A 16,647-nucleotide genomic window follows, 5' to 3' on the forward strand; every position below is an offset into this window, starting at 1 on the left:
CGAAAGGTTTAGTCGCGGTTAGCAAATATAAATTCCGCACCAAAAAAATAAAAGGTTGATAAACATTGATTCCTTTTCCAAAGGCCTTTTATCTTTTGCCTTTATCCTTTTACCTCAAAAAACTATCTTATCCCATAAAAGATCCTGAAACCCTGGATGTATTTTTTGTTGCCCATGTAGGATACACCATAATCAACCCTGAAAATAAGCCGTTGTACGCCGACGTAAAATTCTGTGTAATCGCGATTGGCTTTTGTGGTAAGGTAGTTGGCGCCGATAATTTCTTCCAGCTTGGCCTTCCTGAGCAGTGGGATCTTATCGAAGATTGAACCGGCAAAATTGTGCTGGAAGTGGGCTTCAAGGAAAGCTCCGTTGGTACTGTAGGTATAAAAAGGCAAAAAGTGAAAGCTGCCTACATAAGTAGGATCGAAGGTAGTTCCCTGGTTACCTAAAAAGTGGTTGTAATCCATGTAGTACAGGGTTTTATCATTAAAAAAACCGCCTGCAGTTAATTTAAAAGAAGAAAAGCCTGTTAGTCCCACCCGTATCTTATACTGCGATACATCAACGGATGTAAAATCATAATTAACATCGGAGCCTAATAAATTATTTATACCCTTGCGGTAGTTTAACGTTAAAGTAGGATATTTTGATGGCAGGTTAAACTTGCCGGTTGGCCTGGTTACATACTCCTGGTCAAATGTGAAAGTGGCCGAAGTCGCAAAGGTCAAAGCCTGGTTTTCAGGAAATAAAAAAGAATGATCATCGGCTGGTGCGCCCGCTGGGGCCAGCGGATTATTTGATGTAAACTCCCTGTTTTTAACATCTTTTATATGTGAGTACGATGTGTTGTAAAGCTGGCTACGGCTGGCGTATGATAAGCTGCCCGATAGTAATACACCATTGGTCACCTCTCGCTGGTAGCCGAACAATCCGTAATGAGTGCGATAATATTTTACATAGTTATTCTCGCTCAGTAAGGTGCTTAATGTATTGAAGTACAGCGATCGTGTCCCTACGTTATTCAGGTCCAGCACATCGCTGCCAAAGCCGGTAAAGAATTTAGCGTTATGGAACGGGTCATTTTTATAATCGGAATAAATATTGGCGCTAAAAACTTTGTTTGAAAAGCCATAGCGCAGGGCAGGCGTTATACTAAAGGAATGGAAATCGTCAATTTTTTTGGTATACCTAACCTTGGCGTTTATGCCAAAACCCTCTACTGTGTTGTAATAAAATGTTTGTATAAACGGATATACCCACAGCGAGTCTTTATTATTGCGGCTGCTTGCATAATATCCAAATATCAAATAACCGGGGTAGTTAATATGGTTTTTGGTATGTTGCAACGTATCCAGGTATTGTTTGGTTTGCTTATGTGCTGCTATACTATCTTTTTTCTGATAATCCCGCGCTTCCCTTGGTGTTAACGGAACCGGTCGCACAGATGCCCAGTATTCGGCATTTTTAGCATTTGCAACAGTATCCACATTTAGCACTTCGCCGGTAAAAAAGTGATCAGGAAAGGTGGGGTTAACTTTATAGTTGTTGTATATCGCCTCATAATAACCGCCAAACTTAAAACCAAACACCTGCCCTTTAAAATTATATTGTACCGCCGCCGGCATCCAGATACTATCGGTTATAGCTACATATTGCTGGGTAATTTTTAAGGTATCTACCAGGTTAAGGTTATTTACGCCTTTTGTCAGGTACAAATCGGCACTATACAACCGCCATTCGCCATCTACTATATAAATATCACCCTGAAAATACTGGCCGTGGGCGCGGCGCGGAATAACCTGAATTTTATTTATCACCCGGCCATTTTCGTTAGATACACCAAGCAACTTATACCTGTAAAAGGTTAAAGCGTTGGATGCCAGGGGCGATACAAAGCCACGGGCGCTTAAGCCATTAATGCTGAATACGTTTTTGTAAAAATTTACCTGTAAATCAGATGCCTTATTGTAGCTGAAAGCTGTGTTTATACCCGCTATTCTGTTGGCAATGGTAACTTCCCTGATTTTATCGGGCGATTGAGAGTTATAGTTGGATAGTGACTCCTGCTGGTAAAGAATTCCGCGGCCCATCGAATCGAGATCGAGCGTACGGATAACCTCTTTTGATAATAATGATTTTGGGGCGCTCAATAGTTTTTGAACTCCTTTAATATAAACTGCACAGGAATATGAAGTAGCTTCATCCAGGTAATATTTTCGTTTTTTGATAACCTGTTTCATGATGGTATCGGCAACATCGTGATTTTTGCGGTATATGGCAGCTACCCGTTCGGTACCGAAAACCTCATCGTCTAATTGTACGTTTAGGGTTTCGTCATGATCGGCTATGGTTACGCTAATCGTCTTTTCGTTAAATCCAACAAAGCGATAAGTTAAATTATAGATGCCGGGAGCAAGCTTAAACTCATATAATCCGTTTTCATTGGCTGTGGTGCCATAAGTAGAGTTGCGGATATACACCGATGTAAAAGGAATTACTTCGCTTTTGGAGTTGGTGATCCTGCCCGACAAAACATACTGCTGTGCCGACGCTGTAACGGCACATAAAACAGTAAAAATCAATAGTAAGTGTATTCTCATAGTCTATCAACAATCAAATACCGTTAACCGTTGAAATGTTTTGTTTTACACTTAATAAATAATTAAAACCGATGTTGGCCCCGTCAAATGACTGTTATTGCTTAATTTTGCAGCCTTTAACCATCAACTACTATGTACAATACATTACAACCGGTTTTACAGCAGGAATTGGAAGCTATTGAAAATGCAGGCTTATATAAAAAAGAACGGATTATTACATCGCCGCAGGGTGCGGATATTACCGTACAGGGCGGGCAGGAAGTAATAAACTTTTGTGCCAACAATTATCTTGGTTTATCCGGTAACGCTAAAGTTATCCAGGCGGCTAAGGATGCAATGGATACACATGGTTACGGTTTATCATCTGTACGGTTTATTTGCGGCACGCAGGATATTCATAAAGAACTTGAAAAAAAGATAGCCGAATTTTTAGGCACCGAAGATACCATCTTATATGCCGCAGCTTTTGACGCCAACGGCGGTGTTTTTGAACCATTGTTTAATGAGCAGGATGCTATTATATCCGACGAATTGAACCATGCATCTATCATCGATGGTGTCCGCCTTTGCAAGGCCCAGCGCCAGCGTTATAAGCATGACCACATGGCCGACCTGGAAGAAAAACTTAAAGCCACCGAAAGCTGCCGTCATCGTATTATTGTAACCGATGGTGCTTTTAGTATGGATGGTACAATTGCACAGCTTGATAAAATTTGCGCCCTGGCCGAACAATATAATGCTTTGGTAATGATTGACGAGAGCCATTGCAGCGGTTTTATGGGAAAAACCGGTCGCGGTACGCATGAGCACCACCATGTAATGGGTAAAATAGATATTATTACGGGTACTTTGGGTAAAGCCCTGGGCGGTGCATCCGGCGGTTTTACATCGGGCCGTAAAGAGATTATTGATATGTTGCGCCAGCGTTCGCGCCCATATCTGTTTTCAAATACATTGGCGCCTGCTATTACCGGCGCTTCAATAGCGGTTTTGGATATGTTGAGCGAAACTACCCAGCTGCGCGACAAGCTGGAAAACAACACCCAATACTTCCGCCAAAAAATGACCGAAGCCGGTTTTGATATTAAACCCGGTGTGCACCCCATTGTACCAGTTATGCTTTATGAAGCTAAGTTGGCACAGGAGTTTGCCGCCAAAATGCTGGAAGAGGGCATTTACGTGATAGGTTTTTATTACCCGGTGGTTCCGCAAGGCAAGGCTCGTATCCGGGTGCAGATTTCGGCCGCGCATGATACGCATCATTTGGATAAGGCAATCGCTGCGTTTACCAAAGTGGGTAAGGAATTGGGGGTGATTAAATAATACGTGCAGTTTTTTTATATTTGTACGTATAAATGGCTTGTTATGGAAAGTACAAAGCTAACCTTGAGTGTTAAATCAGATTCTGTGCCCCGCATAAAAGAATATGCGAAACGCAAGCATACAAGTGTTTCTAAGTTGGTGCAGGAATATTTTGATAAAATAGAGGAACAAGAAAAAAAAGAAGACCCTTTAATAGAAAAATACAAAAACACAGAAATCCCCGAGTGGATTCAAAGTTTAACGGGTATTTTAAAAGGAAAATATCCCGAGGACATGGATTACAAGGATATGAAGTACGAATATTTTAAAGAAAAATATGATCTATAAACGCCTATTCTTAGATAGTGATGTTTTATTGGATATGTTTTTAAAAAGGGAGTCGTTTTTCTTTTACACTCAAATTTTGTTAATTGAGAGTGAAAAAAGAAAACTCGAATTGAAAACATCGTCGTTGGTAATTGCAAACATAAATTATATATTAAGAAAGCAGATAGGCATATCTACAACTAAAGAAAGCATAAAGAAATTAGCCGGATCAATCGATATATTGCCATTTGAAAAAGATGCTATAGATTTTGCTTTAGCAAGTAACATTGTCGATTTTGAAGACGCGATTCAATGTTTTATTGCTAAGAAGAGTAACTGTGATTTAATTATCACCCGTAATATAAAAGACTATAAGAACTCCTTGATCCCGGTTTTAACAGCCGACCAATTTTTAAGAACACTATAATGCAAAATAAAATAGACCAATACGCCGCCGAAATTAAAGCCTTTGCTTCTGCCAAGGCCGATGAACTGGAGGCGTTCCGCATAAAATTTTTAGGTACCAAGGGAATTATCAAAGATCTTTTTGAAGAATTTAAAACCGTTGGCCCCGAAGAGAAACGCACTTTTGGTAAAGTGCTTAACGAGTTTAAACAGCTGGCGGAAGCTAAATACAACGAATTAAAGGAAACTCACAACTCACAACTCACAACTCACAACTCAGATATTGATTTAACGTTGCCTGGCGATGGCTTTACCGTCGGCTCACGTCATCCGTTGTCGTTAGTACGTAACGAGATCATTGATATTTTTAAACGCCTTGGCTTTGTTGTTGCCGAGGGACCCGAGATTGAAGATGACTGGCATAACTTTTCAGCGTTAAACTTTCCCGAAGAACACCCGGCCCGCGATATGCAGGACACCTTTTTTATTAAAAAGAACAGTGGCAAAGATGATATCGCTTTGCGTACCCATACATCATCGGTACAGGTTAGGATGATGGAGCACGGCAAGCCGCCGTTCCGCGCTATAATGCCGGGTCGCGTTTACCGTAACGAAGCAATATCTGCCCGTGCGCATTGCTTTTTTCACCAGGTAGAGGGGTTATATGTTGATGAAAACGTATCATTTGCCGATTTAAAGCAAACACTTTATCACTTTGTACAGGAGCTTTACGGCGAGGGTACCCAGGTAAGGTTCCGGCCATCATACTTCCCGTTCACCGAGCCATCTGCCGAAATGGATATATCCTGTACCATATGCAAAGGATCTGGCTGTAATATGTGTAAATACAGTGGTTGGGTAGAGATTTTGGGCTGCGGTATGGTTGACCCTAATGTTTTGGAAAATTGCGGTATTGATAGTAAGAAATTTACCGGTTTTGCGTTTGGTATGGGCATGGAACGAATTGCCAACCTCAAATATGTTATCCGCGATCTGCGTTTATTTTCTGAAAATGATGTGCGCTTTCTGAAACAGTTCACTACCGAGATGCTATGAGGAAACTGCTGGCGATAATGCTTATTGGTTTGTGCTGTTTTTCATGTGGCAAAGCAACAGACAATATACCCAGTGTACCGGTAAACTTTTCGGCACCCATAAATGATCCGCGCCTGGCGCCGCTTACCAGTGGCGGCGGTGTGGTTTTTATAAATGGTTATGGTGTTGCCGGGCTTATCATATACCGTACCGGGACTGGCCAATATGTAGCTTATGACCGTTGCAGCAGCTATCAGCCCGAAAAAAAATGCGCGGTTACTTTGGATGCTTCGGGCTTTTCGGTAACCGATCCCTGTAGTGGTTCCAAGTTTTCTTTGGCCGATGGTACGCCGGTAAAAGCGCCTGCCACCAAATCATTAAGAGCATATAGTGTGAGTGTCTATAATTTTCAGATATTTGTATCCAATTGATACATGGAAGCCGATAAAATTAAAGACAGCATAAAGCGGGCAGCGCAAGATTTATTCCGCAAATTCGGTTACCATAAAACCAGCGTTAACGAAATAGCCAAAAAAGCAAGGATCGCAAAAGCCACTATCTACAAGTATTTTGATAGTAAGGAGGCGGTATTGCATATTTTGCTGATGGACTATATTAAAGCCAGCGTTGATGACCTGGTACAGAGCAATACCCCTGATATGGACGAGGAGGCCCACCTCAATAACCTTATCATGAAAACCTGCCGCCTGTCATACACCGTTTGCAACGAATTTATCGGCTGGGATTTTATCCGCGAATCAACCAACTCCCAGGACTTTTTAAAAAACCTGAGCAACGAGCTGGAAGAAATGCTGATGGCATCATTTATTCAACTGCCCGGCATCCGCAAACACGAAACCTATCACCAGCGTTTACGCTTCCTGATCAAATGCAGCAAAAGCATCGTGTTCAGTTTTGCGTTTACCTCGGTAAGCGATTCGGATGTGCGCAAAAACTTTGTTTCTTTTCAAAAAGAGATATTACCTTATTTGGTAAAGGCCGCTATTACGGTGTAGGTTAGCCTATTTTAAATTGAACGTTATCGATCCGCTTTCTTCAACATCCCAGATGGTTGATTCATCAACGTTGATGGCATTTAAATTTAAAAAACTATCTGCTTGCTGTAAATAATCATCGTCGGTATCGCCAAGCCGGGGTATTGCTATAATCTGTGGATCAATGTTAATCCTGCGGATTCTGTCGGTCAGCAGTACCAACGTGGCTTCCGAATAGGTTGATGATGCATCCTTGTTTAATTCACCATTCCCGTCAAAAAGAAAGTAGTCTGTCATTAAAATCGAAAAGAATTGCTTGTCGCGTTTATCATAATAAAACACTTCTGAGAATTTTACCGGTGATTGCTGCAGACCGGTTATTAGCCAATTATATATTTGTTCCTGGGTGGTCATCGCTTAAAGATACGGACTTAAAAATAATTGAAGTATTTTAATAATATACTTTGAAATGCAAAGTTCTTTTATTTAATTTGCTTGCAGAAATAAAGGCCGTGGAAAAGGCCTATCTTTTTACGCTTTTACTTTGAAATACAAAGTGCTTCAATTAAATAAAATGGTACAACAAGAACCAAAAACGCGCGGAATAATGGACTGGCTCAAGGAGTCGGTTACAGTTAAATTACTTTTTATCGGAGTGCTGATTATAGTATTGCTCATCCCCTCATCGCTGATTAATAACCTGATAAGCGAGCGCGCGCAGCGGCAGGACGAGATGATAAATGATGTATCAGACAAATGGTCGGGAGGGCAGTTGGTAGCGGGGCCGGTATTGGTGATTCCTTACAGAAAACATATCCAGAAAACAGATACAGCCAACAAAGTAACCAGGCAGGACGCTATGGAAAACCTTTATATCCTGCCCGATAATTTAAATATTAAGGCAGTCCTTAATACACAGATATTGCATAGGGGCATTTTTGATGTAGCGGTTTACAACTCGCTGGTTAAAGTATCCGGAAACTTTTCAAAGGCCAGCCTGGCCGGTCTTTCTTTAACCGCCGATCAGCTTGTATTGGATAAGGCGCGCCTGATTTTTAGTATTACCGATTTAAAAGGTTTAAAAAACAATCCGGTGATAAAAGCAGCCGGCCAAACCTTAACTGCCGAGCCTGTATTTAATAGCACATTGTTACCGGGCGATGGACTACAGGCGGCCATCGATTTATCAGGAACAAAGGATGGCGAATTTACCTTTGATTATAACCTGGACATGAAGGGCAGCCAGGAACTTAGCTTTTTACACCTGGGCAAAACTACTGATGTACAAGCCGGCGGCAGTTGGGCCAGCCCAAGTTTTGACGGCCGTTATTTGCCAGACGAACGCACGGTAGATAGCGGTGGTTTTAAATCGCACTGGAAAATATTGTATTATAACCGGCCCTTCCCGCAGCAATGGGTTGACGATAACGGCTTGCTAAACAACGAGAAAAAGCAAGCCGACGCTACGTTTGGAATTAAACTTCGTTTACCGGTTGATCAGTATCAAAAAACAACGCGCACCAGCAAGTATGCCATTTTAATTGTGCTGCTTACTTTTATCTCCCTGTTTTTAACCGAGGTTATCCGCAAGCAAAGCATCCACATTTTCAATTATGTTCTGATAGCCGCTGCCATGATCATTTACTACCTGCTATTGCTATCCTTCTCTGAACAAATTGGTTTTAACTTTGCTTACCTTGTGGCCTCCGTTGCAACCATTGGCCTCATAGCAACCTTCATAGCCTCCATATTAAAAAACAGGATGGCGGCGGTGTTATTTGCTTTTATCCTATCGGTATTTTACACATTTATTTTCGTGATCATCCAACTGGAAGACCTGGCGTTGATGGTAGGGAGTATAGCCCTGTTCATTATTGTAGGTGTGCTGATGTATTTCTCGCGGAAGATTAACTGGGATAAGCAGGAAACAATAAAAGCGGATGCGGCCCATAGCTAAACATCTTATTTCATAACAACCTAAACCTTATATTTATATACCATATACCGTTTTGGTATATGGTATAATATTTATTATGTTTGCATAGTAAATTTAAATACTATGAGCCGTGAACTAACAGATTTTTCAAAACAGGTAGACGAGCAGTTCGATATTGAGTTTAATCCATTAACAGATATTGTAAGCTATTTAATGGGTTTATTCCTCTAAGGCTGCTATTGCTTTTTTCGTCTTTTATTCTTGATTCTAACTTCTTGATTCTGATTGTTACCTTTGCAGCCTGATGAATAAAGTTGCAAAACAGAAGTTTTTTGAAGACGTTCGGATAATAGATATTGCCGAAGAAGGAAAAGGCGTGGGCAAAACCGACGACTTTGTGCTTTTTGTTGATAAAGCCATACCCGGCGATGTTGTAGATGTACAGGTTTACAAAAGCAAAAAGAATTTTGGCGAAGGCAAAATTTTTAACCTGAAACAAGCATCGGAATACCGTACCACACCATTCTGTGAGCACTTTGGTACCTGCGGCGGCTGCAAATGGCAGCACATGACCTATGAGGCGCAGCTTAAATTCAAACAAAAATCTGTTGCCGATGCCCTTGGCCGGATAGCCAAAATTGACGTAGATGGCATCATGGACATCATCCCATCACCGGCCGACCGTTACTACCGCAACAAGCTGGAATATACCTTTAGCGATAAACGCTGGTTATATGATGGCGAGAATAAAGAAGATGAAGCACTTAACATGAACGCCCTTGGCTTTCATATCCCCGGCCGGTTTGATAAAATTTTGGATGTAAAGCACTGCTACCTGCAGGCCGAACCCTCAAATGATCTGCGAAATAGTATCCGCGATTTTGTGATTGAGCAGGGGTATTCATTTTATAACCTGCGTAACCACGAAGGAGCATTACGAAACCTGATTGTGCGTACATCGTCAATCGGCGAGATCATGGTTATAGTAGTGTTTGCCTATGTTGAGCAGGAGGATATTGATAAGCTGATGAACTTTATTGATGCCGGTTTCCCCGAAATAACGTCATTGTTATATATCATCAACCAAAAAAAGAACGACACCATTTTTGACCAGGATGTAATAGCCTTTAAAGGCCCAGAATACATTCATGAGGAAATGAACGGCATTAAATTCCGCATCGGCCCAAAATCGTTTTACCAAACTAACAGCATCCAGGCCCTACGCCTTTACGAGATAACCCGCGATTTTGCAGGCTTTAGCGGTAACGAGCTGGTTTATGACTTGTATACCGGCGCCGGTACCATAGCCAATTTTATAGCGGGCAGCGTAAAAGAAGTGGTAGGGGTAGAATATGTGCCCACTGCCATTGAGGATGCCAAAGTAAACTCAGCAATTAATGATATCACCAACACTAAATTTTATGCGGGTGATATGAAGGATGTACTGGTGGCTGATTTTGTGGCCGAACATGGCAAACCTGACGTGATCATCACCGACCCGCCGCGTGCAGGTATGCACCCCGATGTGGTTGCCCGTTTGATGGAAATTGAGGCGCCTAAAATTGTTTATGTAAGCTGTAACGCTGCTACCCAGGCCCGCGATTTGCTGGTACTTAAAGAAAAATACGATACCGTAAAAATACAACCTGTAGATATGTTTCCGCATACGCAGCACGTGGAAAATGTGGTGTTATTGGTGTTAAGAAGTTCATAGTTGATGGGGCATGGTTCATGGCAGAACAACGAAACATTATTGAAATTAACGAAATAAAAACAACAGTTCAAGAAATATATGCAACCCGAAGATCTGTTAAACGAAGGTAATAAAGAGAACCTTGAGCCGGCCAAAAATAGTCCGTTGCTGAGTTTAGAGCGCGATCTTAAATTTTTTAAAGATTCGATACATGAGGTAGCCATCGAAATTATGGTGGAGGGGCTATCATCATATCCAATTTTTATAGCTCATCAACACGAGCTAAAATTGGGCGAATTGATACTGGACAGGCACGATTTGAATTCGGACTGGAGCATTCACGCTTCAACCCTTGAAGAATTTACTGAACGCGGCGTAATTAAACCGGAATTGAAAGAGCGCTTTATCGGCAGCTACAAAAATCCCAATGAATATATGTGCGTGTTTGTAGTAGTACCCGAAGGAGCGAACTTTGTTTATGTGCCGTATAAAAAATAGATTGTGCGGCGTTTAAACTTGAAACCTTAAAACGGACTTGTATATTTACCGCGTATAAAACCAACATTATAACGGTTCTCCGTTAAAACTTACAAAGCTTTCTTCCCATGCCCGAAAAGAAACTCCTGATATTAAACCGGCAGCAGATACAGCAAAAGCTGGACCGTATGGCTTACCAGATACTGGAAGATAATTTTGACGAGGAAGAGATACTTATAGCCGGCATATTGCCCCGTGGCAACCACATAGCCGGTCGCCTGAAAGCCATTTTGGATAACATCGCTCCATTTAGCAGCAAACTATTATCTATTGAATTGGATAAGCAAAGCAGCAGCCTGCAGGCCAATATAGATTTTGACGTAAATGCCTGTAGCAACAAAGTAGTGATACTGGTTGATGATGTATTAAACAGCGGCAAAACCCTTGCTTATGGCTTCGGGGTTTTCCTTGATGTACCCTTGAAAAAACTACGGACGGCTGTTTTAATAGATCGTAATCACAAAAGCTTCCCGATAACTACTGATTTTGCCGGCATGGCTTTATCAACTGTTATAAAAGAACATGTAGATGTTGTGATGGACGAAGAGGGTGAAGAGGACGCGGTTTATTTGAGATAGGAAGGTTAACTAAGTTAGTGCCTCGCTGCCCGTTTATTAGTTGCTGCTCAGTTCTTCCTGGGGCACTACAACCTCACCGCGATCTGAAATATGAAGGCCTCCCCCTGCAAAGTCGCTGTCGCTCAACATCCTGATCCTGGTGGCTGCACTATTTAGGGTATCGCGTTTAAGGCCGCTGTCATGCGTCTGCCTGAATGAAATGATATTACCTTTTAAAAACTCGCCCTTTTTATTAACGTATACTTTCAATAGCGGAGCAAAGCCGCAAACACCGGCAACGCTCACGCTGCGGTAAGTGCAAAAATTGCCCAGGCTGTAAGCGATAAGCCTGTTTTTATACAACTCCATGGCGCGGTTAACATGCGGGCCGTTCCCAAAAATGAGGTCGGCGCCGGCATCAATAGCATTATGGGCAAAGGCATATACATCGCCACGCTTTTCATTAATATAGCTTTCCATTTTACGGGGCACATGCTCATAATCAACACCCTCGCCGCCACCATGAAAAGATACAATCACCACATCACATCGTTGCTTTAATTCGCTGATGATGCTGGCAGCGCCCTTCAAATCAAGTATTGGAACTGTGTTGGCGTTGGGTGCAAATGAACAAAAGCCATATTTGATGCCATTTACTTCAAAAACGGTTGATGGCTTTATCAGCAGCCCTGCATAATGAATACCGAGGCTATCCAATGTTTGTGTGGTGCTGTTGCGACCTTTAATATCAAAATCGCCGATATGGTTATTGGCAAGGCTAAGCACGTTAAATCCGGCGCTCTTTAAAACTGAAGCATATTTTGTAGGCATCCTGAACAGGAAGGCTTTGCTTTTTTGATGCAATTTGTAATGCGCCGGATCGCCGGAATCTAACAGAGATCCTTCAAGGTTACCGAATATCACGTTTGCACCTTTCAGATCGGGCTTTACTGCATTAAAACTGTTTATGGCGCTATCTGGCGGCAGGGTAGCATTATTAGGATAGGAAGTGCCCAGCATAATATCGCCCATGGCGGCAATACAAAGCGAATCGGGTACAATGGGTTGGGGTTTTGGAGGTGTCGGTTTGGGAACTGCAGCCTTTTGTTGCTTAACAGCAACGTGTTTTGGTGGCGGTGTTTGGCAAGCCTGCAAAAGTATAACCAGGCAGGTTACAACAGGCAGTGAACAAGGTTTGGTATAAAAAAAAAGTCCCTTCATGTTTATGACGGGACTAAATTAAGTATTTTATTGAATTTCTTTAGTTGCTATTATCGTCGTCGGTATTTGTTGCAACGTTGCTGTTGGTTAGCTGATCTTTAAATGAGGCTAACAAACGACCGCCTTTATAAAAGTAACGACTGTAATAATTATCGTCGAGGCTGCTTATCGCTACGCCTCTTGATGAGGCATGGGCAAACTTTCCATCGCCCAGGTAAATGCCTACATGGGAAATGCGGCGGCTGTGAATTTTAAAGAAAACAAGGTCGCCTTCTTTTAATTCGTCTTTACCAACAGGGTTAACCATGCTGAAAATATCGCGTGAGCTTCTTTTAATATCCAGGTTAAAAACCTCGCTATATAACTCTTTGGTGAATGCCGAGCAATCGATGCCTTTTCTTGATTCTCCGCCAAAATGGTAAGGGGTACCAATCCAATCATAAACAAAGTGAAAAAGTTTCATGTTTGAGGTTGCTGACAAGGCAACACCCATAATTTGGGATAAGTACGTTTTCGCTAAACCTTCCTGCTCGTCGGTTTTATCCTCAGTTACAGTTGGAGTGGTTTTTGTTTGAGCTTGCGAAGCTAAAACAGTGAACATTAGGGCAATAGCCAGGGCAAATTTCTTCATTTAATCCGTTAAAATTGTTGTTAGGGCCAACAAATTGTTTATTAAATCAGACACTTTGTCTATCGTTGAATACAAAACTATCCATATTTTTTAAAATTGCAAATAAAACGTGCTTTTTTTTCAAAAAATATAAATATAAGGGCTTTACTAAAAATGTTATTAATATAAAGCTAATCCTATTACGAAGGATGAATATTTATAGTTACCCTTTTTGACCACGAATCATAATTTATTTCAAAATTGAGCAAAAAAGAATCTAAAAAACAGGACAATTACCGTTTTTTAACAGTTCAAACACAGAAAGTTAGCAGAAATCCTTTGGCGAAAATTAAAATCAGCCTTATAAAGTTTGGCAAATCAAACAAAATGCTGCCGATATTGCTTACCAAATGCACGCTATAAGAAATAAAAAATAAAACTGCATAACATTTGGTTCCGGTTTCGGTAATTTAAAGGATATAATTAGATTTGCGCTTTACTCCAAGAAATTGACTGTTTAAATACATGAGTTCAATCGAAATAACTAAGGACACTTACCTGATGTGGTACGAACAAATGCTGTTGATGCGTAAGTTCGAAGAAAAGACAGGACAACTATACGGACAACAAAAAATCAGGGGCTTTTGTCACCTGTACATTGGGCAGGAGGCCGTATTGGCCGGTGCCATGTCTGTAATGAAACAGGAAGACAGCATGATAACCGCATACCGCGATCACGCCCATGCTTTGGCCAAAGGCGTTGAGCCTAAAGCTATCATGGCCGAAATGTATGGTAAAGCAACCGGATGCTCAAAAGGCAAAGGGGGATCAATGCACATGTTTGATAAAAGCAAACACTTTTATGGCGGTCACGGTATAGTAGGCGGCCAGGTGCCACTTGGTGCAGGTGTTGCTTTTGCCGAAAAATATAAAGGTACCGAGTTTGTGAACATCACCTACATGGGCGATGGTGCTGTACGCCAGGGCGCACTTACCGAAACCTTTAATATGGCCGCGCTTTGGAAACTACCTGTAATTTTTATTTGCGAAAATAACGGTTACGCCATGGGTACTTCTGTTGAGCGTACAACTATCCAAACTGATATTTATAAATTAGGCTTACCTTATGGTATCCCTTCATCGGCTGTTGATGGTATGGACCCTGCCGCAGTACACGTTGCGATGGACGAAGCTATTTCGCGTGCCCGTGCAGGTGAAGGCCCAACCTTTTTAGAGATGCGTACTTACCGCTTTAAAGGTCACTCTATGTCAGATCCGCAGAAATATCGTACCAAAGAAGAATTGGAAAGCTACAAGGCAAAAGATCCGATTGAAATGACTAAACAAACGATTGTTGAAAAGCAGTATGCCGACGATAAATGGTTTGAGGAAATTGACGCAAAAATTAAAGCTATTGTTGATGAAGCGGTTCAATTTGCCGAAGAATCGCCATGGCCAGAGGCTTCTGAACTATATACCGACGTATACGTTCAGGAAGATTATCCATACATTAGAGATTAATTAAGTCGAAAGTCTTAAGCTCTAAGTCTTAAGTTTTTTGACTTAGAACTTAAGACTCCAGACTTAGGACCTAAAAAGTTATTACTAAAATTATAACACATATAAAAAGTATATGGCCGAAGTAGTTAAGATGCCTAAAATGAGCGATACCATGACCGAAGGGGTATTGGCTAAATGGCATAAAAAAGTTGGCGATAAAGTAAAATCAGGCGATGTATTGGCCGAGGTTGAAACTGATAAAGCTACCATGGATTTTGAATCGTACCAGGATGGCACCTTGTTATTTATAGGTGTTGAAGAAGGTGCAGCTGTTCCGGTTGATGCGGTTATTGCCGTAATTGGTAAGGAAGGCGAAGATTACAAAACCGCGCTGGCAGATAGTGGTAGCGAACCTGCCGCGAAGAAAGAAGAGAAAGCGGCTGAACCAGCACCTGTTGCCGATAAAAAACCTGTAGCTACAGCTGCACCAAAGGTTGATTTATCAAGCATACCGGCTACGGTTATACGCATGCCGCTTTTAAGCGATACCATGACCGAGGGTACCATTGAAAAATGGAACTTTAAGGTAGGTGATAAGGTAAAGGCTGATGATTCATTGGCCGATGTGGCAACTGATAAGGCTACTATGGAAGTTGTTGGTTACGAAGCCGGCACTTTATTGTACATTGGTGTAAAAGAAGGCGAATCGGTACCAGTTAACGGCATTATTGCCATTGTGGGTAAAGAGGGAACCGATATTACGCCTTTATTACAAGACGCTGGTTCGGAATCTGCCGCGCCTGCTGCTGAACAAGCCGCTCCGGAAGCAAAAACCGAAAGTGCTGATGCAGCTCCTGCCGCTTCATCAGCTGCTGATGACAGCCGCGTTAAAGCATCGCCGCTTGCACGTAAAATAGCAAAAGATAAAGGCATCAACCTTAATGATGTAAAAGGCAGTGCCGAAGGCGGCCGCATTATTAAAAAAGATGTTGAAGAATATACACCAGCTGCTAAACCGGCTGCTGAGCCAACACCGGCTGCTGCTCCTGCATCGGCACCTGCTGCTCCTGCAAAAGCACCTGTTGTATTGCCAACCTATACCGGCGAAGAGAAATTTACCGAAAGGGCGGTTACGCAAATGCGTAAGGCTATTAGCCGTCGCTTAAGCGAAAGCTTATTTACCGCTCCGCATTTCTACGTAACCATGAGCATTGATATGGATCAGGCTATTGCAGCCCGTACCCGCATTAATGATGTGGCTCCGGTTAAAATATCGTTTAATGATTTTGTGTTAAAAGCCTGCGCGGTTGCCTTAAAACAACACCCTGCTATTAATTCATCATTCCTGGGCGATAAAATACGCACTAACGAGCATATTCATATTGGTGTTGCCGTTGCTGTTGATGAAGGCCTGCTGGTACCGGTAATTAAATTTGCCGATGGTAAATCGTTAAGCCATATCTCGGTTGAGGTAAAAGAGTTTGCCGGTAAAGCAAAATCTAAAAAATTACAACCTGCCGAAATGGAAGGCTCAACCTTCACCATATCAAACCTTGGTATGTTTGGTGTTGATGAATTTACCGCTATTATTAACACACCAAACGCGTGCATACTTGCAGTAAGCGGCATCCAGGCTGTTCCGGTTGTTAAAAACGGCGCTGTGGTGCCAGGTAATATCATGAAAGTTACCCTGAGCGCAGATCACCGCGTGGTTGACGGCGCTACTGCCGCAGCCTTCCTGCAAACGCTAAAATCGTTACTGGAAGAACCGGTTAGATTGTTGATATAATTTCGATTTCGGATTTCGGAATTTCGATTTCGGATTTTTAAATATAAAAGAGCGATGGGGATACCTCGTCGCTCTTTTATATTTAAAAATAACGCTGTTGCGGGCTATAGCTGCCGCGGGCTTACAGCCCGTTGCAA

At 41.9% G+C, this 16,647-nt stretch carries 16 protein-coding genes; 12 read left to right on the forward strand and 4 right to left on the reverse strand.

Annotation, left to right across the window (positions count from 1 at the left end; translation table 11 throughout):
- Nucleotides 1-122: 122 nt before the first annotated feature.
- Nucleotides 123-2,603: a DUF5686 family protein gene (locus ACFGVS_RS22755; RefSeq protein ID WP_439695700.1), complete on the reverse strand. Its 2,481-nt coding sequence runs from the start codon at nt 2,601-2,603 to the stop codon at nt 123-125.
- Between the two features lie 132 nt (nt 2,604-2,735).
- Between ACFGVS_RS22755 and kbl the strand changes: the two genes are divergently transcribed.
- The 6 genes from kbl to ACFGVS_RS22785 are packed head-to-tail and all read left to right on the forward strand — an operon-like array spanning nt 2,736 to nt 6,688.
- Nucleotides 2,736-3,926, forward strand: coding sequence for a glycine C-acetyltransferase (kbl, locus tag ACFGVS_RS22760; RefSeq protein ID WP_439695701.1), 1,191 nt, complete (start codon nt 2,736-2,738; stop codon nt 3,924-3,926).
- A 42-nt stretch (nt 3,927-3,968) separates the two neighbouring features.
- Complete coding sequence (locus tag ACFGVS_RS22765) at nt 3,969-4,253, forward strand: DUF6364 family protein (protein WP_274211085.1); 285 nt, start codon at nt 3,969-3,971, stop codon at nt 4,251-4,253.
- A complete protein-coding gene (locus ACFGVS_RS22770) occupies nt 4,243-4,659 on the forward strand; it encodes a type II toxin-antitoxin system VapC family toxin (protein ID WP_274211084.1) in 417 nt (138 codons plus the stop codon). Before ACFGVS_RS22765 ends, ACFGVS_RS22770 begins: the two co-directional genes overlap by 11 nt.
- Nucleotides 4,659-5,693: a phenylalanine--tRNA ligase subunit alpha gene (gene pheS / locus ACFGVS_RS22775; RefSeq protein ID WP_439695702.1), complete on the forward strand. Its 1,035-nt coding sequence runs from the start codon at nt 4,659-4,661 to the stop codon at nt 5,691-5,693. Before ACFGVS_RS22770 ends, pheS begins: the two co-directional genes overlap by 1 nt.
- The gene (locus ACFGVS_RS22780; protein ID WP_274211082.1) at nt 5,690-6,103 is read left to right on the forward strand and encodes a Rieske (2Fe-2S) protein; all 414 of its coding nucleotides are present in this window, start codon (nt 5,690-5,692) and stop codon (nt 6,101-6,103) included. The genes pheS and ACFGVS_RS22780 overlap by 4 nt, the downstream gene beginning before the upstream one ends.
- Nucleotides 6,104-6,106: 3 nt before the next feature.
- Nucleotides 6,107-6,688: a TetR/AcrR family transcriptional regulator gene (locus ACFGVS_RS22785; RefSeq protein WP_090652075.1), complete on the forward strand. Its 582-nt coding sequence runs from the start codon at nt 6,107-6,109 to the stop codon at nt 6,686-6,688.
- 6 nt (nt 6,689-6,694) lie between these two features.
- On the opposite strand, the gene ACFGVS_RS22790 is transcribed toward ACFGVS_RS22785, so the two are convergent.
- Nucleotides 6,695-7,081, reverse strand: a complete 387-nt coding sequence (locus ACFGVS_RS22790; protein ID WP_439695703.1) for a hypothetical protein — start codon at nt 7,079-7,081, stop codon at nt 6,695-6,697.
- Between the two features lie 193 nt (nt 7,082-7,274).
- Here ACFGVS_RS22790 and creD point away from each other — a divergent pair, with 193 nt between their 5' ends.
- The 4 genes from creD to ACFGVS_RS22810 all read left to right on the forward strand — a co-directional run bounded on the left by creD (nt 7,275) and on the right by ACFGVS_RS22810 (nt 11,411).
- Complete coding sequence (gene creD / locus ACFGVS_RS22795) at nt 7,275-8,624, forward strand: cell envelope integrity protein CreD (protein WP_439695704.1); 1,350 nt, start codon at nt 7,275-7,277, stop codon at nt 8,622-8,624.
- A gap of 283 nt (nt 8,625-8,907) precedes the next feature.
- Entirely contained in the window at nt 8,908-10,317 is a 1,410-nt protein-coding gene (gene rlmD / locus ACFGVS_RS22800; RefSeq protein WP_439695705.1) for a 23S rRNA (uracil(1939)-C(5))-methyltransferase RlmD, read from the forward strand.
- Between the two features lie 78 nt (nt 10,318-10,395).
- A complete protein-coding gene (locus ACFGVS_RS22805) occupies nt 10,396-10,794 on the forward strand; it encodes a hypothetical protein (protein WP_439695706.1) in 399 nt (132 codons plus the stop codon).
- A gap of 107 nt (nt 10,795-10,901) precedes the next feature.
- Complete coding sequence (locus ACFGVS_RS22810; RefSeq protein WP_090652071.1) at nt 10,902-11,411, forward strand: phosphoribosyltransferase family protein; 510 nt, start codon at nt 10,902-10,904, stop codon at nt 11,409-11,411.
- Nucleotides 11,412-11,447: 36 nt separating this feature from the next.
- Here the strand turns inward: ACFGVS_RS22810 and ACFGVS_RS22815 are convergent, their stop codons facing one another.
- Nucleotides 11,448-12,611 (reverse strand): CapA family protein, encoded by a 1,164-nt coding sequence (locus ACFGVS_RS22815; RefSeq protein WP_439695707.1) that lies wholly within the window; start codon nt 12,609-12,611, stop codon nt 11,448-11,450.
- Nucleotides 12,612-12,651: 40 nt separating this feature from the next.
- Complete coding sequence (locus ACFGVS_RS22820; protein WP_090652069.1) at nt 12,652-13,242, reverse strand: C40 family peptidase; 591 nt, start codon at nt 13,240-13,242, stop codon at nt 12,652-12,654.
- Between the two features lie 504 nt (nt 13,243-13,746).
- Between ACFGVS_RS22820 and pdhA the strand changes: the two genes are divergently transcribed.
- Both pdhA and ACFGVS_RS22830 read left to right on the forward strand, forming a co-directional pair.
- A complete protein-coding gene (gene pdhA / locus ACFGVS_RS22825) occupies nt 13,747-14,742 on the forward strand; it encodes a pyruvate dehydrogenase (acetyl-transferring) E1 component subunit alpha (RefSeq protein WP_090652067.1) in 996 nt (331 codons plus the stop codon).
- A gap of 112 nt (nt 14,743-14,854) precedes the next feature.
- Complete coding sequence (locus ACFGVS_RS22830; protein ID WP_274211076.1) at nt 14,855-16,510, forward strand: pyruvate dehydrogenase complex dihydrolipoamide acetyltransferase; 1,656 nt, start codon at nt 14,855-14,857, stop codon at nt 16,508-16,510.
- Nucleotides 16,511-16,647: the final 137 nt, after the last annotated feature.

This window comes from Mucilaginibacter sediminis (assembly GCF_051903035.1).
Taxonomy (GTDB): Bacteria; Bacteroidota; Bacteroidia; order Sphingobacteriales; family Sphingobacteriaceae; genus Mucilaginibacter.